Origin of the sequence: Kribbella sp. NPDC050470 (assembly GCF_044458365.1) — a bacterium.
In the GTDB taxonomy this organism is placed as follows: domain Bacteria; phylum Actinomycetota; class Actinomycetes; order Propionibacteriales; family Kribbellaceae; genus Kribbella.
Map to the genome: position 1 here is coordinate 128,884 of NZ_JBITHV010000013.1, position 20,174 is coordinate 149,057.

General features: G+C 69.7%; 20 protein-coding genes. 12 read left to right on the forward strand and 8 right to left on the reverse strand.

Features of this window, described 5'->3' with window-relative positions; translation table 11 throughout:
- The first annotated feature begins 101 nt into the window (after window positions 1-101).
- Window positions 102-2,681 carry a DUF3376 domain-containing protein gene (locus tag ACIBGM_RS36245; protein WP_396388120.1) on the forward strand — a complete coding sequence of 860 codons (2,580 nt, stop codon included), beginning with the start codon at window positions 102-104 and terminating at the stop codon, window positions 2,679-2,681.
- Here ACIBGM_RS36245 and ACIBGM_RS36250 read toward each other — a convergent pair.
- From ACIBGM_RS36250 to ACIBGM_RS36265, 4 genes are all read right to left on the reverse strand, one after another.
- The gene (locus ACIBGM_RS36250; protein WP_396388121.1) at window positions 2,656-3,480 is read right to left on the reverse strand and encodes a DUF3097 domain-containing protein; all 825 of its coding nucleotides are present in this window, start codon (window positions 3,478-3,480) and stop codon (window positions 2,656-2,658) included. The two genes, ACIBGM_RS36245 and ACIBGM_RS36250, sit on opposite strands and share 26 nt — an antisense overlap.
- A 1,256-nt stretch (window positions 3,481-4,736) precedes the next feature.
- Window positions 4,737-6,266, reverse strand: a complete 1,530-nt coding sequence (locus ACIBGM_RS36255; RefSeq protein WP_360537223.1) for an NCS1 family nucleobase:cation symporter-1 — start codon at window positions 6,264-6,266, stop codon at window positions 4,737-4,739.
- Between the two features lie 113 nt (window positions 6,267-6,379).
- Entirely contained in the window at window positions 6,380-7,150 is a 771-nt protein-coding gene (locus tag ACIBGM_RS36260) for an MBL fold metallo-hydrolase (RefSeq protein ID WP_360537224.1), read from the reverse strand.
- A 10-nt stretch (window positions 7,151-7,160) separates the two neighbouring features.
- Entirely contained in the window at window positions 7,161-7,505 is a 345-nt protein-coding gene (locus ACIBGM_RS36265; protein ID WP_360537226.1) for an EF-Tu/IF-2/RF-3 family GTPase, read from the reverse strand.
- A 139-nt stretch (window positions 7,506-7,644) separates the two neighbouring features.
- Between ACIBGM_RS36265 and ACIBGM_RS36270 the strand changes: the two genes are divergently transcribed.
- From ACIBGM_RS36270 to ACIBGM_RS36290, 5 genes are all read left to right on the forward strand, one after another.
- Window positions 7,645-8,286: a ThuA domain-containing protein gene (locus tag ACIBGM_RS36270; protein ID WP_360537228.1), complete on the forward strand. Its 642-nt coding sequence runs from the start codon at window positions 7,645-7,647 to the stop codon at window positions 8,284-8,286.
- Window positions 8,271-9,374: a Gfo/Idh/MocA family protein gene (locus ACIBGM_RS36275; RefSeq protein WP_396388122.1), complete on the forward strand. Its 1,104-nt coding sequence runs from the start codon at window positions 8,271-8,273 to the stop codon at window positions 9,372-9,374. Before ACIBGM_RS36270 ends, ACIBGM_RS36275 begins: the two co-directional genes overlap by 16 nt.
- A 106-nt stretch (window positions 9,375-9,480) precedes the next feature.
- On the forward strand, window positions 9,481-10,503 hold the full coding sequence (gene hrcA / locus ACIBGM_RS36280) for a heat-inducible transcriptional repressor HrcA (protein WP_360537232.1): 1,023 nt from the start codon (window positions 9,481-9,483) through the stop codon (window positions 10,501-10,503).
- Between the two features lie 25 nt (window positions 10,504-10,528).
- Window positions 10,529-11,671, forward strand: a complete 1,143-nt coding sequence (dnaJ, locus tag ACIBGM_RS36285) for a molecular chaperone DnaJ (protein ID WP_396388123.1) — start codon at window positions 10,529-10,531, stop codon at window positions 11,669-11,671.
- Between the two features lie 3 nt (window positions 11,672-11,674).
- Window positions 11,675-12,391, forward strand: a complete 717-nt coding sequence (locus tag ACIBGM_RS36290; protein ID WP_360537236.1) for a 16S rRNA (uracil(1498)-N(3))-methyltransferase — start codon at window positions 11,675-11,677, stop codon at window positions 12,389-12,391.
- Window positions 12,392-12,491: 100 nt separating this feature from the next.
- On the opposite strand, the gene ACIBGM_RS36295 is transcribed toward ACIBGM_RS36290, so the two are convergent.
- The 3 genes from ACIBGM_RS36295 to ACIBGM_RS36305 form a co-directional block, all read right to left on the reverse strand.
- Entirely contained in the window at window positions 12,492-13,619 is a 1,128-nt protein-coding gene (locus ACIBGM_RS36295) for a Gmad2 immunoglobulin-like domain-containing protein (protein ID WP_360537238.1), read from the reverse strand.
- Window positions 13,616-14,125, reverse strand: coding sequence for a SigE family RNA polymerase sigma factor (locus tag ACIBGM_RS36300; RefSeq protein ID WP_360537240.1), 510 nt, complete (start codon window positions 14,123-14,125; stop codon window positions 13,616-13,618). The genes ACIBGM_RS36295 and ACIBGM_RS36300 overlap by 4 nt, the downstream gene beginning before the upstream one ends.
- 152 nt (window positions 14,126-14,277) lie before the next feature.
- Entirely contained in the window at window positions 14,278-14,406 is a 129-nt protein-coding gene (locus ACIBGM_RS36305; RefSeq protein WP_360537242.1) for a hypothetical protein, read from the reverse strand.
- On the opposite strand from ACIBGM_RS36305, the gene ACIBGM_RS36310 reads away from it, so the two are divergent.
- The 6 genes from ACIBGM_RS36310 to ACIBGM_RS36335 all read left to right on the forward strand — a co-directional run bounded on the left by ACIBGM_RS36310 (window position 14,405) and on the right by ACIBGM_RS36335 (window position 19,138).
- Complete coding sequence (locus tag ACIBGM_RS36310; RefSeq protein ID WP_360537272.1) at window positions 14,405-15,331, forward strand: PhoH family protein; 927 nt, start codon at window positions 14,405-14,407, stop codon at window positions 15,329-15,331. The two genes, ACIBGM_RS36305 and ACIBGM_RS36310, sit on opposite strands and share 2 nt — an antisense overlap.
- A complete protein-coding gene (ybeY, locus tag ACIBGM_RS36315) occupies window positions 15,328-15,801 on the forward strand; it encodes an rRNA maturation RNase YbeY (RefSeq protein WP_360537244.1) in 474 nt (157 codons plus the stop codon). Before ACIBGM_RS36310 ends, ybeY begins: the two co-directional genes overlap by 4 nt.
- A 42-nt stretch (window positions 15,802-15,843) precedes the next feature.
- Window positions 15,844-17,148 (forward strand): hemolysin family protein, encoded by a 1,305-nt coding sequence (locus ACIBGM_RS36320; protein ID WP_360537246.1) that lies wholly within the window; start codon window positions 15,844-15,846, stop codon window positions 17,146-17,148.
- A 75-nt stretch (window positions 17,149-17,223) separates the two neighbouring features.
- A complete protein-coding gene (locus ACIBGM_RS36325) occupies window positions 17,224-17,556 on the forward strand; it encodes a cytidine deaminase (RefSeq protein ID WP_360537248.1) in 333 nt (110 codons plus the stop codon).
- Window positions 17,540-18,469 carry a GTPase Era gene (gene era / locus ACIBGM_RS36330; protein WP_396388124.1) on the forward strand — a complete coding sequence of 310 codons (930 nt, stop codon included), beginning with the start codon at window positions 17,540-17,542 and terminating at the stop codon, window positions 18,467-18,469. The genes ACIBGM_RS36325 and era overlap by 17 nt, the downstream gene beginning before the upstream one ends.
- The gene (locus ACIBGM_RS36335) at window positions 18,470-19,138 is read left to right on the forward strand and encodes a GNAT family N-acetyltransferase (protein ID WP_396388125.1); all 669 of its coding nucleotides are present in this window, start codon (window positions 18,470-18,472) and stop codon (window positions 19,136-19,138) included.
- On the opposite strand, the gene ACIBGM_RS36340 is transcribed toward ACIBGM_RS36335, so the two are convergent.
- Window positions 19,116-20,129, reverse strand: a complete 1,014-nt coding sequence (locus ACIBGM_RS36340; RefSeq protein ID WP_360537254.1) for a GNAT family N-acetyltransferase — start codon at window positions 20,127-20,129, stop codon at window positions 19,116-19,118. The genes ACIBGM_RS36335 and ACIBGM_RS36340 overlap by 23 nt on opposite strands.
- Between the last annotated feature and the right edge of the window lie 45 nt (window positions 20,130-20,174).

The following is a 20,174-nucleotide window of genomic DNA, read 5'->3' on the forward strand; positions in this document are numbered from 1 at the left end:
CCTCGGACAACGGTTGATTGCACCCTTTTGTTCACTCTCTGCTGCGACGACTGTCCATGCTCGTCACCATTTGGTATCCCTGTCACAAACGAGGGGGTTGCATGACCGATCACGAGGTCCGGATCGCGTTGGTGCTGAACGGCGGGGTCAGCCTGGCGGTGTGGATGGGCGGGGTGACGCACGAGCTGGACCTGATCCGGCGTGCGTCCGGCCCGGCGGGGTCACCGGCGTCGCAGCCGTACGACGAGGTGCTTGCGGAGCGGTGGCGGGAGCTGTGCCACCGGGGTGAGGAACGGCGGCGGGTCGTCGTGGACGTGATCGCCGGGACGAGTGCCGGCGGGCTGAACGGGTCGTTGCTGGCGACAGCGATCTCGAACGGGTCGACACTCGACCCCGACGGCGAGCACGGGCCCTGGCTGCGCCAGAAGTGGGTCGGGCTCGGGTCGCTCGAGGTCGGGAAGCTGGTCCCGTCGGTCGACAAGCCGAGCTCGGTGCTCGACGGCGAGTACTTCTTGGACGAGCTCGACGAGCTGATCAAGGGCGTCGCGGAGGCCGGCGAGTCGACTGCCGAGGAAGCGGTCACGCTCTTCGTCACCGCGTCCGGCCTCGGCGTTCAGCAGTTCGAGGCGACCGACGCGGCCGGGCAGTGCTTCGTCGTACCGGATCACCGCTATCTCTTCCGGTTCACCAGTGAGCAGACCGCGACGTACGACGGCCAGACCCGGACGTTCTCGGTCGCGGACAAGAACGAGCTGACCAACACCAAGTTGCTTGCCCTCGCCGCCCGGGCCTCCGCGTCGTTCCCGGCCGCGTTCGCGCCGGTCCAGGAGACGCCCAAGCTGGCCGGCTCGCCGCCGCGGTTGCAGCCCAAGATGGCCGAGTCCGGCGCCTGGCTGGTGGACGGCGGCGTGCTGGACAACGCGCCGTTCGGGCCGGTCCTGGACGTCGTCGCCCGGCGGCCGGTCGGTGGCCGTGCGAGTCGCTACGTGCTGTACGTCGTACCGTCCGCAGGCGTCGGCCATGCGGCGACCGAGCTGGTCGGCACTGACGCGCCAAGCTGGCGGAAGGCGGCGTTGTCGGCCGTACAGTTTCCGCGCGAGGTGGACTTCCGGTCCGACGTCGAGCAGCTCGAGCGGCTGCTCCTGGAGGCGGACGCGTCCTGGTCGGACACCCAGCGGCTGTTCGACCGTTGCATGGAGCAACCAGCCGAGCGGGACCGGCTGCGGGAGGCGGCCAAGGCCCTGCAGCCGACGTACTCGCGGGGCCGGGCGGCCGGCGAGGTGTGGGAGGCGGTGACGATCGCGAGTCAGGACCAGAGCACGGTGCTGGACGCCGCGACCGCGCTGTCGGAGCAGGACATCGACGAGATCCTGGCGACCGAGCACCCCTGGGTCCCGGATCCGGACGGCTCGACGAAGCCGCTGCACACCGATGCCGAGGGTAGGCCGAGCTGGCTGTGGGGGACTGGGGCGGCCGAGCGCGTCGTACGGCTGGTGCTGCGCTCGTTGCGGACGAAGTTGGACAGCGCCGGCGTGCCGCAGCAGGAGGAGTTGGAGCATCGGCTGCAGGCGACGAGTGATTGCCTGCTGAAGACGCAGGCGGTGCGGGACGCGCTGTCGGGACAGCTGGCGAACGCCGAGCTGGAGCTGAAGCTGCCCGGTGGCGCCGAGACGGTCGCGGTCGCGCTGAGCGACATGTTCGAGGACCTGCAGGTGCAGCGGGCGCTCGGGGAGGCGTTCGCCGATCTGGTCGTCGCAGTCGGCTGGGAACTGGTCGAGACCGCGCTCGAGGTGGAGATCGTGTCGCGGTGTACGTCGGCCCGGACGCCGCAGCAGCGCAGTGCGCCGTTCCAGTTCGTCCGGCTCGGACCTGACATCCCGCTGACCCTGCTGGACGATCTGCAGGAAGGATCGGTGGCGAACCTGCTCAAGGACCGGATTCTCTACGGCACCCAGGTCGGGCACTTCGGTGCCTTCGGTGCTGCGGACTGGCGGCGCTGGGACTGGCTGATGGGCCGGCTGCACTGCGTCGCGCACCTCGGCGCCCTGCTCGGCGCCGATCCGGACTGGATCCGCGAGACCCAGCAGCAGGTGCTGCTGGCCGAGGACTGGAAGGTCGAGAAGGTCGCCGAGCGGGTGCAGCGGCTGGCCGACGACTTCCGCGACGCGACCGTGCTGTCAGCGCTCACCACGATGCGCGACGAGCTGAACCAGTCCGCCGAGGGACGGGCTACCACGAAGGGTCTGGCGGACCGGATGGTCCAGGTCTCTGTCGCGCTCGGCGACCAGCCGAGCAGCTGGGTCAAGGCCATGGCTGACCGCAAGCACCAGCCGAAGTCCTGGCTGCTGGGGGTCGCGCGATGGTTCACCGAGCCGGCGCGGACCACGTTGTGGGAGCGGCTGATCCGCAATCCCAAGCTGACGCCGGCCAAGCAGCCGCTGCTCTTCCAACGGTGGTTGCCGCTGGCAGCCATCGGGCTGAGCATCGCCCTCTTGGTCGTCGCAGGCCTCGTCGACGTGGCCGCCGTACGCATCATCGCGGCTCTGCTCGCCGGGCTCGTCCTGGCAGCGGGTACGGCGCTCGGCGTCGTGACCTGGTACGTCGGACGGGTCCGCAACCGGATCCAGGCGTGGATCGCGGCGAAGATCCCGAAGATCAGTCCAGAGTCACGAAGTCGATGAGCTCCTCGACCCGGCCGAGGAGGGCCGGGTCGAGATCGGCGTAGCTGTTCACCTTGGACAGGATGTGCTTCCAGGCCGCGGCCACGTCGGCCTGGTCGGTCGCGGGCCAGCCGAACGCCCGCAGTACACCCTTCTTCCAGTCCTGCCCGTGCGGGATCTTCGGCCAGGCCTTGATCCCGACCGAGGACGGCTTGACCGCCTCCCAGATGTCGATGAACGGGTGCCCGACGACGAGGACGTGCCTGTTCGTCACCTGCGCGGCGATCTTCGACTCCTTGGAGCCTTCGACCAGGTGGTCGACGAGGACGCCGAGCCGGCGGCCGGGACCGGGCTGGAAACGGTTGACGATCCCGGGCAGGTCGTCGACGCCTTCGAGGTACTCGACCACGACGCCCTCGATCCGCAGGTCGTCACCCCACACCCGCTCGACCAGTTCGGCGTCGTGCCGGCCCTCGACGTAGATCCGGCTGGCCCGCGCCACCTTCGCCCGGACGTTGTCGACGGCCACCGAACCGGACGCCGTCCGGGTCTTCTTCGCCGGTCCGGCCTTCTTCGGCGCCTTCAGGCTGACCGGCTTGCCGTCCAGCCAGAAGCCGGGCCCGAGCGGGTAGGTCCTGATCTTGCCGAACCGGTCCTCGAGGTCGACCACGCCGTGCTCCCAGCGCACGACCGCCCCGACGAACCCCGAGCTCGGCTCCTCGACGACCATCCCCTTCTCGAGCTCCACCTCGACGGTCCGCCCGTTCTTGGGCTTCCGCCAGTCCCCAGCCAGCACGTCGTTCCCATACCGATCAGCCACCGGACAACCGTATGTCGTACGCCCCGCCTGACAGCTCAGCCACACACCACGCGCGGGCTTTCGGGGGGTGAGAGTTCGTTTGGTGGGGCGGCTCCGGGGTGCGGGTTTGCGGGTCAGCCGGTGTCGTGGCGCAGCTCCGGGTGCGGGTGTGCGGCGGGGTAGGGCCAGTGTGGTGGCGCGGCTCCGGGCTGCGGGTGTGCGGGGTTAGCCAGTGGCGCGGCTCCGGTGTGCGGGTGTGCGGGGTTGTGTGGTGGCGGGGCTCCGGTGTGCGGGCGTGTGCGGCGGGGGCAGAGCCGAGCGGCACCGGCTGCCGATCGGCCGCCAGTGTGGGGGCGCGGCTCCGGGCTGCTTGATCGTGCTAGTCGTGGTGGTGTGCGTCAAGGGCGCCTTCGGCGTCCGCTGCGCGGATCTTCGACCCTTGACCCACACCACCACGACCAGGGAAGGACGCAGCTGTCCCGGAGCAGCTCACCCGAGTGGTCGCACGCGCGGGCGGATCCGGTGAGTCGGTGGGGATCCGGGGAATCGGTGAGGGGAATCCGGGGAGTCGGTGGGGATCCGGGGAATCGGTGAGGGGAATCCGGGGAGTCGGTGGGGATCCGGGGAATCGGTGAGGGGAATCCGGGGAGTCGGTGGAATCCGGTGAGTCGGTGGGATCCGGGGAGTCGGTGTGGCCTGGTGAGCGGGGGATCCGGAGGGCTGGCGTGATGGGTGGGGCGGCGTGGGGGGTTGGAGGCTCGCGGAGCGCCTGCTCTGGTGCGATCGGATCAGTGGTCGAGCGGGGGTGTTCGATGGGTGGTCGGATTGGTCCGCATGCTGGCCAATCCGGTTCAGGAGCCGGGACCTTGACCACCCTTCGGGGACCTCGGACAGTAGATAGCCTGTCCGCGGTCCCCGGTTCCTGTCCAAGCCCTCCGCGGATGCCGCTTGTATCCCGAGATGCGGACAAAGCCGGCCACATGCTGGGCAATCCACCGGCGACAGGTCGCTGGCGGTTTGTGTCACCGCTGACGGGTTGCAACCCACCAGCCGCCCCACACCATCAGCAGCCGCTCGGCCACCGCCTCTGCTCGGCGACCGCCTCTGCTCCGCAATCGCCTCCCTTCGGATGCAGCCGCCGCTCAGCCGCAGCCGCCGGCCGGCAACCGCCGCCGCGCAGCCGCCGGCCGGCAACCGCCGCCGCTCGGACGCAGCCGCCGGTCGGCAGCCGCCCGTCAGGCGCGGCTGGCCGTGCGGGGTGTGATCGCGTCGGGTGGTTAGAACATGGGGGCGGTGGGGGTTTGGGTGCGGGAGGGGGAGAGTTTGGCCAGCACGAGGTAGGTGACGAAGCCCACCACCAGGCCGACCGCCCACGAGTAGTCGTAGAGCGGTTGGAGGAAGGGGATCAGGCCGCCCTCCGGGAACGGGCCGGCGCCGGGGTTGGAGTAGGCGCCGCCGACCGCGAGCAGCGAGCCCAACAGGGTGGCGACCACGGCACGCCAGTTCCAGCCGGCGTTGTACCAGTACCTCCCGCCGGGCTGGTAGAGGTCGGCCAGGTGCAGGTTGGTCCGGTCGATCACCCAGTAGCCCGCGATCAGCACGCCGGCCACCGACGCGAGCAGGCCGCCGTAGAAGGACAGCCAGACGAAGATGTAGATCGACGGGTCGGAGATCAGCCGCCACGGCTGGATCACGATCCCGATCACGCCGGTGACCAGGCCCGCGGTCCGGAAGTTCAGCCACCGCGGCACGGCGTTCGCGAAGTCGTACGACGGGCTGACCACGTTGGCCGCCACGTTGCAGGACATCGTCGCCAGGATCGCCATCACCAGGCCGATCGTCACCACCACCGGGTTCTCGAACCGCCGGGTCAGCTCGACCGGGTCCCAGATCGCCTCGCCGTACAGCAGCACGGTGCCGGACGTGGTGATGATCGAGACCAGCGCGATGAACGACATCGTGGTCGGCAGGCCGATGATCTGGCCCCAGACCTGCTGGCGCTGGCCCTTCCCGAACCGGGTGAAGTCCGGCATGTTCAGGCTCAGCGTGGCCCAGAACGCGATCATGCCCATCAGCGACGGCGCGAAGATCTTCCAGAAGTCGGCGTCCCAGCCGAGTTTCGACGGCTGGTCCAGGATCGGGCCGAGGCCGCCGGCCTTGACCAGGATCGCGATCATCAGCGCCAGGAACGCGACCGTGACCAGCGGCGCGGCCCAGTTCTCGAACCGTCGCAGGCCTTCGATCCCGCGCCAGATCAGCACCATCTGGATCGCCCAGAAGAACGCGAAGCTCAGCCACTGCGTCCACGGATGTCCGCCGACCGCGGGCGCGTTGGTCCAGCTGTCGCCGGCCAGCTCGCCGATGATCACGTAGATCGCCTGGCCGCCGATCCAGGTCTGGATGCCGAACCAGCCGCAGGCGATGAAGGCCCGCAGCAACGCTGGGAAGTTGGCCCCGCGGACACCGTAGAAGGCGCGTGCGAAGACCGGGAACGGGATGCCGTACTTGGTGCCCGCGTGGCTGTTGAGCAGCAGCGGGACGAGCACGATGAGGTTCCCGAGGGTGATGGTGATGAACGCCTGCAGCCAGTTCATCCCGAGTGCGACCAGGCCGGCCGCGAGCAGGTAGCTGGGGATGTTGTGCGCCATCCCCATCCACAGCGCCGCGTAGTTGTACGTCGTCCAGTGCCGCTCGGGCAACCGGGTCGGCGCGAGCTCCGCGTTCCCGTACGGGCTGTTGGCCACCGCCTCCGGATCGGTCAGCTCGACCCGTCCGTCCGGGTGCACCGTCTGCTCAACTGTCGCCATGAACCCCACCACCCGATCCGCTCGCGGAAGTGTGCTTCGCAACAAGTTGCGCTCTGGGGTGACGTGCTGTCAACGGACAATTACAAAGGATGGGTAAGCATGCAGGAGGTGGTTCAGCCTGGGCCGAGGAGTGGGAGGGTGGGGCGGCGGGGTGTGCCGAGGGCTTCGTAGCCGCGTTTGATGGCTTCTTGCAGGTGCTCGAGCGGCCACGGCCAGTCGTCGGTGTGCTTGAGTGCGTCGTCCAGCGACGTACCGGCGTGGTGGAGGCCGGAGATCGTGTTGGCGACCGTGCCGAGGCCACCGGCCTGGTCGCGGACGAACTCGGCGTCGACCACGGCCCCATGACCGGGCACGACCTTCGCGGTCTCGGACAGCATGCCGATCACCCGGTCGATCGTGTCCGGCCACTCGAGCGGGAACGAGTCCGCGCCGTACGACGGTGGCGCCGACTCCTCGACCAGGTCGCCGACGAAGAACACCTCGGCATCCGGTACGACGACCACCGTGTCGCCGGACGTGTGCGCGTTGCCGAGGTGCAGCAGCTCGACCCGGCGGTCGCCGAGGTCGATCACCTTCGCGACGGAGAACGTCGTGCCGGCGAGGTTCTCCTCGGCGGCCGCGTTCTCGTGCAGGTAGACGGTGGCGTCGGCGAAGACGCTGTTGCCGACCACGTGGTCGAAGTGCGCGTGGGTGTTCACCACCCAGCGGACCGGCGCGTCGGTGAGCTCGCGGATGTGTGTCGCGAGCTGCTCGGCCTGGTCGGTCGTGGCCCGTGTGTCGATGACCAGCGCCCCGTCCGAGCCGACGACCAGGCCGACGTTGAGGTCCCACTCGTCGTACCGGCGGACCCAGCAACGATCCGCCACCTCGGTCCACGTACTCATGACGCCGAGGTTACTTGCTCAGCACATCGCCCCTGACCACCTGCTCCCGCTCGACGCCGCGGAGCAGCAGGCCGACGTTGTCGCCGGCGTTCGCGACCTGCACCGTCTTGCGGAACATCTCGAGACCGGTCACCTCGGTCTGCAGCAGCGGTGAACCGGCCCGGCTGAGCAACACCTGGTCGCCGACCGCGACCGTGCCGGCGATCACCCGGCCGGTGACGATCGTCCCGCGGCCGGTGATCGAGAACACGTCCTCGACCGTCAGCTCGAACGCGCCCGGCGGCACCCTGTCCTGCGGCCGCGCCCCCGCGACGGTCTTCACTGGCGGCTCACGCTTCCAGAACTTCCAGCCCATACACCGACCCTAGCGATCGGGAAGCCCCATCCAGGGGACGGAATCGCACTTGAAGGCCGGTCGGGCGGCGCTTAGTGTCACGGTGGCGATTCCGCAATTTTTCCGAACCTGGAACCGAAACTTTCGAAGGGCGGACGGCGTGACGACACGACGTGCACTGGTGGTCCGGGGCGGGTGGGAAGGACACTCCCCGGTCGAGGCGACCGACCTGTTCATTCCCCATCTGCGCGAGAACGGGTACGAGGTGACCGTCTCCGACACGACCGAGAGCTACCTCGACCTGGACGGCACCGACCTGGTCCTGCAGTGCGTCACGATGAGCCAGATCGAGCCCGAGCACTTCAAGGGCCTGGACGCGGCGATCCGCAAGGGCACCGGGTTCGCCGGCTGGCACGGCGGGATCTGCGACTCGTTCCGGAACAACGCCGACTACAGCTTCATCACCGGCGGCCAGTTCATCTCGCACCCGCACGGGTTCACCGACTACCGGGTCGAGATCGTCGCCGAGCACCCGATCGTCGAGGGCATCACGCACTTCGACGTGAACACCGAGCAGTACTACGTGCACTACGACCCGACGAACACCGTGCTGGCCACCACCACGTTCAGCTCGCACCCGGACTTCCCGTGGATCGAGGGCGCCGTGATGCCGGCCGTCTGGACCAGGACCTGGGGTGCGGGCAAGATCTTCGTCTGCACCGTCGGCCACAAGTTGGACGACCTCGAGGTACCCGAGGTCCGGACGATCATCGAGCGGGGGCTGCTGTGGGCGAGCAAGTGACACGAGTCGGCATCGTCGGCACCGGAGTCATCTCCGGCACGTACCTGGACCACCTGGGCAAGCTGCCCGGCGTCGAGGTGGTGGCAGTGGCCGACCTCGACGTCAGCCGCGCCCAGGCGATCGCCGACAAGAACCAGGGCATCCGCGCCCTCTCGTCCGGCGACCTGTACGCCGCGGACGACATCGACATCGTGCTCAACCTCACCATCCCGGCCGCGCACGCGGCGGTGCACCAGGCCGCGATGGAAGCCGGCAAGCACGTGTACGGCGAGAAGCCGCTGGCCGTGGACCGCGCCGAGGCCGAGCCGCTGCTGAAGTACGCCGCCGCCAACAACCTGCGCGTCGGCTGCGCCCCCGACACCGTGCTCGGCACCGGCACCCAGACCGCCCGTGCCGCGATCGACCGGGGCGACATCGGCGTACCGACTGCTGCGACTGCGTCCTTCGTCACGCCCGGCCACGAGCTGTGGCACCCGGCGCCGGAGTTCTACTACCAGCCCGGCGGCGGTCCGGTGCTCGACATGGGCCCGTACTACGTGACCAGCCTGGTCACCCTGCTCGGTCCGGTACGGCGAGTGGTCGCACGCGCCGGCCAGTCGCAGCAGGAGCGGAAGATCCACACCGGTCCGCGAGCCGGCACGACCTTCCCAGTCCAGGTGCCGACGCACGTGACCGGCGTACTGGAGCACGAGTCGGGCGCACTGACCACGCTGCTGATGTCGTTCGACGTGTGGGCCGCGCGGTCGCCGCGGATCGAGGTGCACGGGACCGAGGGCAGCCTGTCGGTGCCGGACCCGAACGGCTTCGACGGCACGGTCGAGATCGCCACCGTCACGAACCGTGACTGGAGCGAGCTCCCCGTCGCCGGTGGGTACGCCGGCGCCGGCCGTGGGGTCGGGGTCGCGGACATGGCCCGGGCGATCCGCACCGGCGAGCCGCACCGCGCCGACGGCGCACTGGCCTACCACGTGCTCGACGTCCTCGAGTCGGTGCTCGAGGCGGCCGCCCAGGACCAGCCTGTGGATGTCGCGAGTACGGTCGAGCGTCCGACCGCCGTACCGTTGGGGGCATCTCCCGAAGTCGCCTGAGACCCGCCCCACGCCGCTGGCCGGCACTGGCGGCCACTACGGCTCGGTAGACTGGCACTCGAATGTTCTGAGTGCCAGGGGTCGACGCTGAGAGAGGGTGGTGCGCGTGCTGGACGAACGCAAGCTGGATGTCCTCCGCGCCATCGTCGAGGACTACGTGGCGACCCACGAGCCGGTCGGCTCGAAGACGTTGGTGGACCGGCACAACCTCGGAGTGTCGCCGGCCACCGTGCGTAACGACATGGCTGCGCTGGAGGAGGAGGGGTACATCACCCAGCCGCACACCAGCGCCGGCCGGATCCCGACCGACGCGGGGTACCGGCTGTTCGTGGACAAGCTGAGCACGGTCAAGACGCTGTCCGTGGCGGAGAAGAAGGCGATCACCTCCTTCCTGGCCGGTGCGATCGACCTGGACGACGTCGTCCGCCGGACCGTCCGGCTGCTCGCCCAGATCACCCGCCAGGTCGCGATCGTGCAGTACCCGTCACTCAACCGGTCGAGCGTCCGGCACATCGAGGTCGTCACGATGACCCCGCGCCGGCTGCTGCTGGTGCTGATCACCAGCACCGGCCGGGTCGAGCAACGGATCGTCGAGCACCCGAACGACGTCGACGAGCAGCTGATCGCGGATCTGCGGTCCCGGCTCAACACGGTCCTCGCCGGTCAGCGGCTGACGGAGGCGACCACGTCGCTGGCCGCCGTACCCGAGTTGTTCGCCCCGTCCGACCGGCCGCTGGTCGCGTCGATCGTCACCACGCTGCTGGAGGCGTTCACCGACGAGGTCGTCGAGCAGCGGATCGCGGTCGGCGGCGCCGCCAACCTGACCCGGTACGGCGACGACTTCGAGCGCAACGTGAAGCCGGTGCTGGAGGCGCTGGAGGAGCACGTCATCCTGCTCAAGCTGCTCGGTGAGGCGACCAACCCGCAGACCCTGACGGTCCGCATCGGGCACGAGAACCCGTTCGAGGAACTGGCCACCACCTCGGTGGTCGCGACCGCGTACGGGTCCAAGTCGGAGGCGCTGGCCACGCTCGGCATCGTCGGCCCGACCCATATGGACTATCCGAGCACGATGGGCGCAGTCCGGGCCGTCGCGCGCTACGTCAGCCAGATCCTGGCCGACTCCTAACGAACCACAACCCCTGGCTTGGAGTATGAGCACCGATTACTACGCCGTCCTGGGTGTCAGCCGCGACGCGACACCGGACGAGATCAAGAAGGCGTACCGCAAGCTGGCCCGCCAGTACCACCCGGACGTGAACGACTCCGAGGACGCGCACCACAAGTTCCAGGAGATCGGCCGCGCGTTCCAGGTGCTGAGCGACCCGCAGAAGCGGCAGATGCACGATCTCGGCGGTGACCCGTTCGCGGCCGCCGGCGCGGGCGCCGGGCCGGGCGGGTTCGGCCAGGCCTTCACGTTCACCGACATCATGGACGCCTTCTTCGGCCAGACCGGCGGGGCGACCCGCGGACCGCGGCCGCGGACCCGGCGCGGCCAGGACGCGCTGATCCCGCTGCGGATCGACCTGGGCGAGGCCGCGTTCGGCACCACCCGGGAGCTCAAGGTCGACACCGCGGTGCTGTGTCCGACCTGCTCGGGCTCCGGCGCGGCAGCCGGCTCCGAGCCGGTCACCTGCGACATCTGCCACGGCCGCGGCGAGGTCACTCACACCCAGCGGTCGTTCCTCGGCGAGGTCCGGACCATGCGGCCGTGCCCGAACTGCCGCGGCTTCGGCACGATCATCCCGAACCCGTGCGTCGAGTGCTCCGGCGACGGCCGGGTCCGGTCCCGCCGTACCGTCACCGTGAAGATCCCCGGTGGCGTCGACACCGGCACCCGGGTGCAGCTGTCCGGCCAGGGCGAGGTCGGCCCCGGCGGCGGCCCGGCCGGCGACCTGTACGTCGAGATCGAGGTCGAGCCGCACGACATCTTCACCCGCAACGGCGACGACCTGCACTGCACGGTCACGCTGCCGATGACGGCTGCCGCGCTCGGCACCACGATCGACCTGCCGACGCTGGAGGGCGAGACCACCCCGCTGGAGATCCGCCCGGGCACCCAGTCCGGTACGGCGATGACGCTGACGGCCCGCGGTGTCCCGCGGCTGCGGCACGCCGGCCGTGGCGACCTGATCGTGCAGATCGTGGTCGAGACCCCGAGCAAGCTCGACGACGCGCAGGCCGACCTGCTTCGCCAGCTGGCCGGGATCCGCGGCGAGGAGCGTCCCCAGGGCCAGGTCCAAGCCACCCACAAGAGCGTCTTCGGCCGCCTCCGCGACGCCTTCGGCGCGCACTAGGAGATGGGCGTCGCGGTCTTCTTCTGCGCGGACCTGTCCGGCGCCGAGCTCACCCTGGATGGTGCAGAAGGTCGGCACGCTGCAGTGGTACGGCGGATCGCGCCGGGGGAGCGGATCCGGCTGACCGATGGGCGAGGGGCTTGGGCCGAAGGTGCGGTGACGGGTGCCTCGAAGGTGGGGGTGACGGTTGCCGTCGACAACCGTGGGACGGTTCCGGCGAGCCGGCCGCGGCTGGTCGTGGTCCAGGCGCTGCCGAAGGGGGAGCGGGCCGAGCTCGCGGTGGAGATGCTGACCGAGGTCGGCGCGGACGTGATCGTGCCGTGGAACGCGGAGCGCAGCCAGTTCCGCAGCAACCCGGAGCGGTCCGCGAAGACGCTGGCCAAGTGGCAGGCGTGGGCGTTCGAGGCGAGCAAGCAGTCCCGCCGGGCGTGGTTCGCCGAGGTGGCTCCGATCGCGACCACGGTCGAGGTCGCCCGACTGATCGCAGCCGCCGCGCTCCCCGTCGTACTGCACGAAGAAGCCAAGACCCCTCTGGCCGGTCTCGACGTCCCCGCCGACGGCGACATCGTGATCGTGATCGGCCCCGAAGGCGGTATCTCCCCGGGCGAGCTCGAGACCTTCGACGTCGAGCCGGTCCGCCTCGGCGACACGGTCCTGCGCACCTCGACCGCCGGCGTCGCCGCCGCAGCCGCCCTACTCGCCCGCTCCCGCTGGAGCTGACCCGAGCTTTCCGGAAGAAAACTGTCGCGAGGTGGCACCTTCTTTCCGGAAAGCAGTCGAGGTCCTCGCCGCGGGTCGAGCGTTCCGGGCAGGGGTTCGGCTACTTGACGTAGATCGTCTTCGAGTCGGTGTCGGTCATCGCGCCGTTCTCGGCGGAGATCAGGTAGGCCTCGATCCGCCACTCGCCGGGGGACAGCTTGAGCGGGACGGCGAACGGCGAGAAGGTCTGGCCTCCCTTGGTGTTGGCGTAGCTGGCGTGGGTCACGCGGGTCTTCAGGTTCGTGGCGCGCCAGTTGACGGTGGCCTCGTACGCGGCCGCGATCCCGGTGACCGTGAGCGGGCTCTTGGTGACCTGGCCGTCCACGAGGTTGTCGATCCACACCAGCGCCTGGACCTTGCTCGCCTGGGCGCGGGCGATCGGCCGGCTGGTGTCGACCTGGCCGAACAGGGCGCCGCCGGCCCGGCCCTGCTGGGTGATCCGGATCGGCTCGGTCGTGTCGCTCAGCACGCCCTGGACCGTGTAGACGAGCTGCTGGGTCGCGACGTCCGCTGCCGCCCTGTCCAGCTTCGTCTGCGGGAGCTGCTTGAAGTCGACCGTGACGACCCCGCCGGCCCGGGTCACCGAGCTCACCTGGGCGCCACGCCAGGGAGAGTAGTAGTCCGGGTCGCCGGCGTCCTTCGACGTCATGATCCGGACCGCCTCGAGCGTGGGCTGGCGGTCGACGACCTTCATCCAGGTGCGGTACAGCCGGACCGTCGGGTCGGCCGAGGTCGAGCCGACCTTCTCGCCGAGCCAGTAGACCGGTACGGCGCCCGACTTGGTCGGCTCGCTACCCCGCACGGTCGGTGGGGTCTTCTCCTCCGGTGCGGTGCTGGGTGGCGCGCTCGGCAGCGTGCTCGGAGTTGGCGCCGGGCTGTCGGGGACGGTCGTCGGGCCCGGCGTCATCGGGCCGGTCGCGTTGGTCGTCGTCCCCGGGCCGGCGACTTGGTCGTCGCCCGCGGTCGTGGCGTCGTCGTTGAAGACGGTGAAGGCGCCGATCGCCGCGGCGGTGCCGATCGCGGCCGCGCCGGCGGTCAGCACCCAGGGCCGGCGGGTGGCCGGCCGGCGCTGGCCGCGGACCCGGGCCTGGACCTCCGGCAGGGCGTCGGACGGCTCGATCCGGTCGGCCTCCTCGGCCAGCGCCCGCCGCATCAGGTCGTCGAACGGGTCGTCAGGTCGCTCGTTCATAGCGTCTGCTCCAGGAGCTGGCGGAGCGACTTGCTCGCCCGCGCGGCATGGCTCTTCACCGAGCCCCGGCTGATCCCCATCGCGTCGGCGATCTCCGCCTCGGACAGGTCTCCGTAGTACCTCAGCACCATCACGGTGCGTTGTTTCTCCGGCAGGGTGCGCATCGCCTCGATCACCCGATCCGTCTCGATGGTTCGCAGTACGGCGTGCTCGGCGCTCGGCTCGTCCGGCAGCGACCGGGGCGTGTGCTTGTCCACCACCACCAGGTGGCGCTGGCGGGAGCGGCAGCGGTTCACCACCGTGGTGCGCAGGTAGGCGAGAGCCTTGTGCGGGTCGCGCAGCCGGTTCCAGCGGCCGTGCATCGCGACGAACGCGTCCTGCACGATCTCCTCCGCCGTACCGGTGTCACGCAGCAACAAGGCGCCGAGGCGGACCAGCGACGTGTAGTGCGCCGTGTAGACAGCCGTCAGCGCCTCGTCGGCATCCCACGAGGACTCATGTGTCACGACCTCTTCGTACACCACCGCCGGTTGCGCCACGAAAAGACGACGCAAAGACCCCGTCCCAGGTTGACAACGGAGTGCAAACGATCACGGCCCCGGGGTGTTGCATCGAATTACCAGTGAGGCTGTCGGCGGAGCGGGCTAGCATGGTGAGGTCAAATCACCGGCATCAGGAGGAAGAGCCTGTCCAGGCCACGCAGTATCGAACCGGAGGCGCGCGCGAACGGCGCGGCCACCGCCACGCAGGCGTCACACAAGATCGTCGTGCCGAACAGCATCGACATGGTGGCCCTGCTCGGAGCCCGGGACGAGTTCCTCCGCATCGTCGAGAAGGAGTTCGCCGCCGACATCCTGGTCCGCGGCAACGAGATCACGCTCACCGGTGAGCCCGCCGAGCTGGCGCTGGCCGAGCGGCTGATCGACGAGCTGATCGCGGTGGTGCGGACCGGCCACGGGCTGACCGCGGACTCGGTCGAGCGCAGCATCGCGATGATCAAGGCGGCCACCGCCGAGAGCCCGCGCGACGTGCTCACCCAGAACATCCTGTCCAGCCGCGGCCGCACCATCCGGCCGAAGACGCTGAACCAGAAGCGGTACGTCGACGCCATCGACAAGAACACCATCGTGTTCGGGATCGGCCCGGCCGGCACCGGCAAGACCTACCTGGCGGTGGCCAAGGCGGTCCAGGCGCTGCAGGCCAAGGAGGTCAACCGAATCATCCTGACCCGGCCGGCCGTCGAGGCCGGCGAGCGGCTCGGGTTCCTGCCCGGCACCCTGTCGGAGAAGATCGACCCGTACCTGCGCCCGCTGTACGACGCCCTGCACGACATGATCGACCCGGAGTCGATCCCGCGCCTGATGACGGCCGGCACGATCGAGATCGCGCCGCTGGCCTACATGCGCGGCCGGACCCTGAACGACGCCTACATCATCCTGGACGAGGCGCAGAACACCTCGCCGGAGCAGATGAAGATGTTCCTCACCCGGCTCGGCTTCGGCTCCAAGATGGTGGTCACCGGCGACGTCACCCAGGTCGACCTGCCGACCGGGACCAACTCAGGTCTGCGGGTGGTCCAGGGGATCCTGGACGGCGTCCAGGACCTGGCGTTCTGCCGGCTCACCTCGCACGACGTCGTCCGGCACAAGCTGGTCGGCCGGATCGTCTCGGCGTACGAGAACTACGAAGGCAGCTCTGACATCAAGAGATGAACGTCGAGGTCAACAACGAGTCCGGGGTGGAGATCGACGCGAACGGGCTGATGCGGCTCAGCCGGTTCGTGATGTCGTCGCTGCGGCTGCACCCGGAGTGTGAGCTGTCGATCAAGCTGGTCGACGAGGACACCATGGCGCGCTACCACGTCGAGTTCCTGGACCTGCCGGGTCCGACCGACGTGATGTCGTGGCCGATGGACGAGCTGCGGCCGGGCGCCGAGGACGACGCCGACCCGCCGCTCGGGCACCTCGGCGACATCGCGCTCTGCCCGACCGTGGCGGCCGCCCAAGGCGCCAAGGCCGGGCACGGCACCTGGGCCGAGCTGGAGCTGCTGACGGTGCACGGCATCCTGCACCTGCTGGGGTACGACCACGCCGAACCCGCCGAGAAGGCGGAGATGTGGGACGTCCAGGGCCGCCTTCTGGAAGCATGGCGGGCTCCCGGTAACCGGCTGGAGAGTGTCTGATGGTGTCCCGTCGGACATCCCTAGGACAGGAGTGACGTTGCGGTGACCTCCCACGACCTGGTTCTGCTGGTTGTGGCTGCGGGGCTCGTCCTGCTGGCCGGCCTGTTCGCCGGTGCGGAGGCGGCGCTGTCGTCGTACTCGAAGGTGCGGGCGAACGAGCAGGTCGAGCAGGGCAACCTGCGCGCGGTCCGGCTGCGCGACCTGCTCTCGGACGCGCCGCGCTACCTGAACTCGCTGCTGCTGGTCCGGCTGATCTGCGAGATCACCGCGATCGTGCTGGTCACCCAGGCGCTGTCGGAGGTGTTCCCGGTCACCTGGGAGCACATCCTGATCACCGCCGTGGTGATGGTGCTGGTCTCGTACGTGATCATCGGGGTCGCGCCGCGCACCCTCGGCCGGCAGCACTCGGACCGGTTCGCGATCATCTCGGCCGGCCCGGTGATGGCGCTGACCCGGGTGCTCGGGCCGCTGCCGAAGTTCCTGATCATGATCGGCAACGCGCTCACCCCGGGCAAGGGGTTCGCCGAGGGCCCGTTCGCCACCGAGGCAGAGCTGCGGGCGCTGGTCGACTACGCCGAGAAGTCGGCGGTGATCGAGTCCGGCGAACGGCAGATGATCCACTCGGTGTTCGAGCTCGGCGACACCATCGTCCGCGAGGTGATGGTGCCGCGGACCGACATGGTCTACATCGAGAAGCACAAGAAGCTGCGCCAGCTCACCTCGCTGGCGCTGCGTTCGGGCTACTCGCGGATCCCGGTGATCGGGGAGTCGCTGGACGACATCCTCGGCGTCGTCTACCTCAAGGACGTGATGCGCCGGGTGTACGACAACGCCCAGGCCGAGTCGACCGAGCGGGTCGAGTCGGTGATGCGGCCGTGCATGTACATCCCGGACTCCAAGCCGATCGACGAGCTGCTGCGCGAGATGCAGGCGGCCCGGATGCACGTCGCGATCGTCGTCGACGAGTACGGCGGCACCGCCGGCCTGGTCACCATCGAGGACATCCTGGAGGAGATCGTCGGCGAGATCACCGACGAGTACGACGAGGTGCCCGACTCGGTCCAGGAGCTGTCCGACGGCGCCTACCGGGTGTCGAGCCGGCTGCCGATCGACGAGCTGGGTGAGCTGTTCGGCGTCCCGCTGGACGACGACGACGTCGACACCGTCGGCGGCCTGATGGCGAAGCTGCTCGGCAAGGTGCCGATCCCCGGCGCCGAGGTGGAGATCGCCGGCCTGTCGCTGACTGCGGAGCGGCCGTCCGGCCGCCGCAACCAGGTCGGTACTGTGCTGGTACGACGGGAGCAGCCCGCCCACCCGTCACCCGACCAGAACCACCAGCACGCCTGACCGCACCAGCACCACCTCGCAGCACCACGTCGCAGCACCGCCTCGCAGCACCCCGGATGCCCTAGGAGCACTTCGTTGTCAGACCTGTCGGCCGAGGACGCCAAACTCGTCACGCTCGCCCGCGCGGCCCGCGCCCGGACCCGGGCTGCCGAGGGCGCCGCCGTACGGGACACCGACGGCCGGACGTACTCGGCCTGCACGGTCGCGCTCGACACCGTCGACCTGACCGCGCTGCAGCTGGCGGTCGCGATGGCGCTGTCGTCCGGGGTGTTGGGCCTGGAGGCCGCCGCGGTGGTGACCGAGTCGGAGCCGGTCGACGTGAACGTCGTCCGGCACTTCGCCGGCGCCGCCATCCCCGTAGTCGTTGCCACTGGCACCGGAGAGGTCCGCGATGTCGTCCACACCTGAGCCCTTCAAGTCCGGGTTCGCCTGTTTCGTCGGCCGTCCGAACGCGGGCAAGTCCACGCTCACCAACGCCCTGGTGGGCAAGAAGATCGTCATCACGTCGTCGAAGCCGCAGACCACCCGGCACGCGGTCCGCGGGATCGTGCACCGGCCGGACGCCCAGCTCGTGCTGGTCGACACCCCCGGTCTGCACAAGCCGCGGACGCTGCTCGGCGAGCGGCTGAACGACCTGGTCAAGACCACCTGGGCCGAGGTCGACGTGATCGCGGTCTGCCTGCCGGCCAGCGACAAGATCGGCCCGGGCGACCGGTTCCTGGCCGGTGAGGCGGCCAAGGTCGCGAAGACCCCGAAGGTCGCGCTGGCCACCAAGGCCGACCTGGTCGAGCCGGACCGGATGGTCGAGCACCTGGCCGAGATCCAAACGCTGGGGGAGTCGGTCGGGATCGAGTGGGCCGCGATCGTGCCGGTCTCGGCCACGTCCGGCTTCCAGGTCGACGTGGTCGCCGACGAGCTGGTGAAGCTGCTGCCGGAGGGGTTCGCGCTCTACCCGGACGGCGACATCACCGACGAGCCCGAGGAGACGCTGGTCGCCGAGCTGATTCGCGAGGCCGCGCTGGAGGGTGTGCGCGACGAGCTGCCGCACTCGATCGCGGTCACCATCGACGAGATGGGCCTGCGGGAGGGGCGTCCGGAGGACAAGCCGCTGCTCGACGTGTACGCGAACATCTTCCTCGAGCGGGACAGCCAGAAGGGCATCGTGATCGGCCACAAGGGCGCCCGGCTGCGTGAGGTCGGCGCGGCGGCGCGGCGCCAGATCGAGGCGCTGCTGGGGACGCCGGTCTATCTCGACCTGCACGTCAAGATCGCCAAGAACTGGCAGACCGACGCCAAGCACCTTCGCAAGCTGGGCTTCTGAGTGACCCTGCAGAACCCGGTGTACGCCGCCTTGACCGGCCCGCACACAACCTTCGCCGAGGTCCGGGGCAACGCCCGCTGCTACCCGAAGGCCGTCGCGCCGTTCCTCGGTCTCCCGGACAACCCGACACTCCAGGACTGGTCGGACGCCGCCGCCCTCCTCGGCACCGGCACGACCGCCGCCTTGATGCGCCCGGACCTCCCGATCCCGGAGAGCTTCAAGCTGGACCGCCAGTTCGATCTGGTCCAGTTCGTCGCCCCGCCGACGCCGGCCGCGGTCGACGACGAGGCGGTCGTGCTGACGCTGGACGACGTACCCGAGATGCTCGCGCTGGTGGCGCTCACCGATCCGGGGCCGTTCCGGTCCCGGACGATCGAGTTGGGCACCTACCTGGGGATCCGCCGGGGCGGCGAGCTGATCGCGATGGCGGGCACCCGGTTCGCGCTGCCCGCCTACACGGAGATCAGCGCGGTCTGCACGCATCCGTCGTACCGCGGGGAAGGCCTGGCCACGCGGCTGATCCGCGCGGTGGCTGCCCACATCGAGTCGACGGGCAGCCACCCCTTCCTGCACACCGGCGGCACCAACACCGGCGCCATCCGCCTCTACGAGTCCCTCGGCTTCACCCTGTCCAACCGGATGAAAGTCACCCTCGTCGAGCCGGTGTAGGGCCCTGGAGCGCCTTCTGGTAGTCCGGGATGCGGGTGATGATGCGGTAGTTGAGCGCCTCGTTGATGGCGATCATGTGGTCGTTGGACTCGGCGTTCCAGGTGTCGAGCTGGGTCAGGGCGGGCTCCTGCTCGCGCATCCACAGCAGCATCGCGGACTTGACCAGCGCGCCGAGGCGGTGGCCGCGGTGGGCGCGGGCGACGGCCGTGTCGTTCTGCTCGGCGATGTGCGGGCGCTCCCGCTCGACCGTGATCGTGGTGTGGCCGGCCAGCTCGCCGGTCGCCTTCTCCCGGGCGATCACCCGGTAGAGGGTCCGGTCGCTCTTCAGCTGCGCCTGCTCGTAGGCCCGCAACCGCTCCGGGCTGTAGACGTCGTCCTCGATGTCGAGGTCGTCCTTCGGCGCGTCGTTGATCGACTCGGTGACCGCCACCATGCCCTCGAGCAGCTCGTCCGGCAGCTCACCGGTGATCTTCAGCAGCTCGTACGCCGAGGAGGCGGCGACGGAGTCGTCGTACAGCTTCTGCACGACCGCCCAGTCGAGCCCGGCGATGTCCTGCCGCCGGTTCACCTCCATCGACTTGCGCTCGAAACCGTGCCGCCGGGCGAACGCGTCCGCCTTCGGCAGGTCGAACGTGCTCATCCCGATCGAGTCCCGGCCCAGCTCGGCGGCCAGCCGCTCGGCGTACACGACCAGCTCCGACCCGATCCCGCGACCGCGATGGTCGGGATGGACCTGGACGTCGGTCCACACCAGGTTGGTGTTGTCGTACGTCGGCATCTGGGCCTCGAGGAGCCCCACCGCCGTACCGTCAACCCGGGCCAGATAGGTCTGGCCCGGGTTGAGGTCCCAGCCGTACCGCAGTCCGTTCGCGTAGCTGCGCGGTGTCGGCAGCAGTACTTCCGGACAGTCCACCTTCGCGCCGGCGCTCAGCACCGCCACCGCATCGGCGCACCCGGCCTCGTCGTCGGGAAGCAGTCTCGTGATCTCCACGACCACAGCTTCCACACCGGCGCCGTTTACCGCGAGTGATTTATC

What these genes read in the sequence shown, in the direction of transcription:
- ACIBGM_RS36245 (WP_396388120.1), top strand. Translation starts at nt 102, where the DNA reads ATGACCGATCACGAGGTCCGGATCGCGTTGGTGCTGAACGGCGGGGTC.
- ACIBGM_RS36255 (WP_360537223.1), bottom strand. Translation starts at nt 6,266, where the DNA reads ATGGCGACAGTTGAGCAGACGGTGCACCCGGACGGACGGGTCGAGCTG.
- ACIBGM_RS36260 (WP_360537224.1), bottom strand. Translation starts at nt 7,150, where the DNA reads ATGAGTACGTGGACCGAGGTGGCGGATCGTTGCTGGGTCCGCCGGTAC.
- ACIBGM_RS36265 (WP_360537226.1), bottom strand. Translation starts at nt 7,505, where the DNA reads ATGGGCTGGAAGTTCTGGAAGCGTGAGCCGCCAGTGAAGACCGTCGCG.
- dnaJ (WP_396388123.1), top strand. Translation starts at nt 10,529, where the DNA reads ATGAGCACCGATTACTACGCCGTCCTGGGTGTCAGCCGCGACGCGACA.
- ACIBGM_RS36290 (WP_360537236.1), top strand. Translation starts at nt 11,675, where the DNA reads ATGGGCGTCGCGGTCTTCTTCTGCGCGGACCTGTCCGGCGCCGAGCTC.
- ACIBGM_RS36295 (WP_360537238.1), bottom strand. Translation starts at nt 13,619, where the DNA reads ATGAACGAGCGACCTGACGACCCGTTCGACGACCTGATGCGGCGGGCG.
- ACIBGM_RS36310 (WP_360537272.1), top strand. Translation starts at nt 14,405, where the DNA reads ATGGTGGCCCTGCTCGGAGCCCGGGACGAGTTCCTCCGCATCGTCGAG.
- ACIBGM_RS36305 (WP_360537242.1), bottom strand. Translation starts at nt 14,406, where the DNA reads ATGTCGATGCTGTTCGGCACGACGATCTTGTGTGACGCCTGCGTGGCG.
- ybeY (WP_360537244.1), top strand. Translation starts at nt 15,328, where the DNA reads ATGAACGTCGAGGTCAACAACGAGTCCGGGGTGGAGATCGACGCGAAC.
- era (WP_396388124.1), top strand. Translation starts at nt 17,540, where the DNA reads ATGTCGTCCACACCTGAGCCCTTCAAGTCCGGGTTCGCCTGTTTCGTC.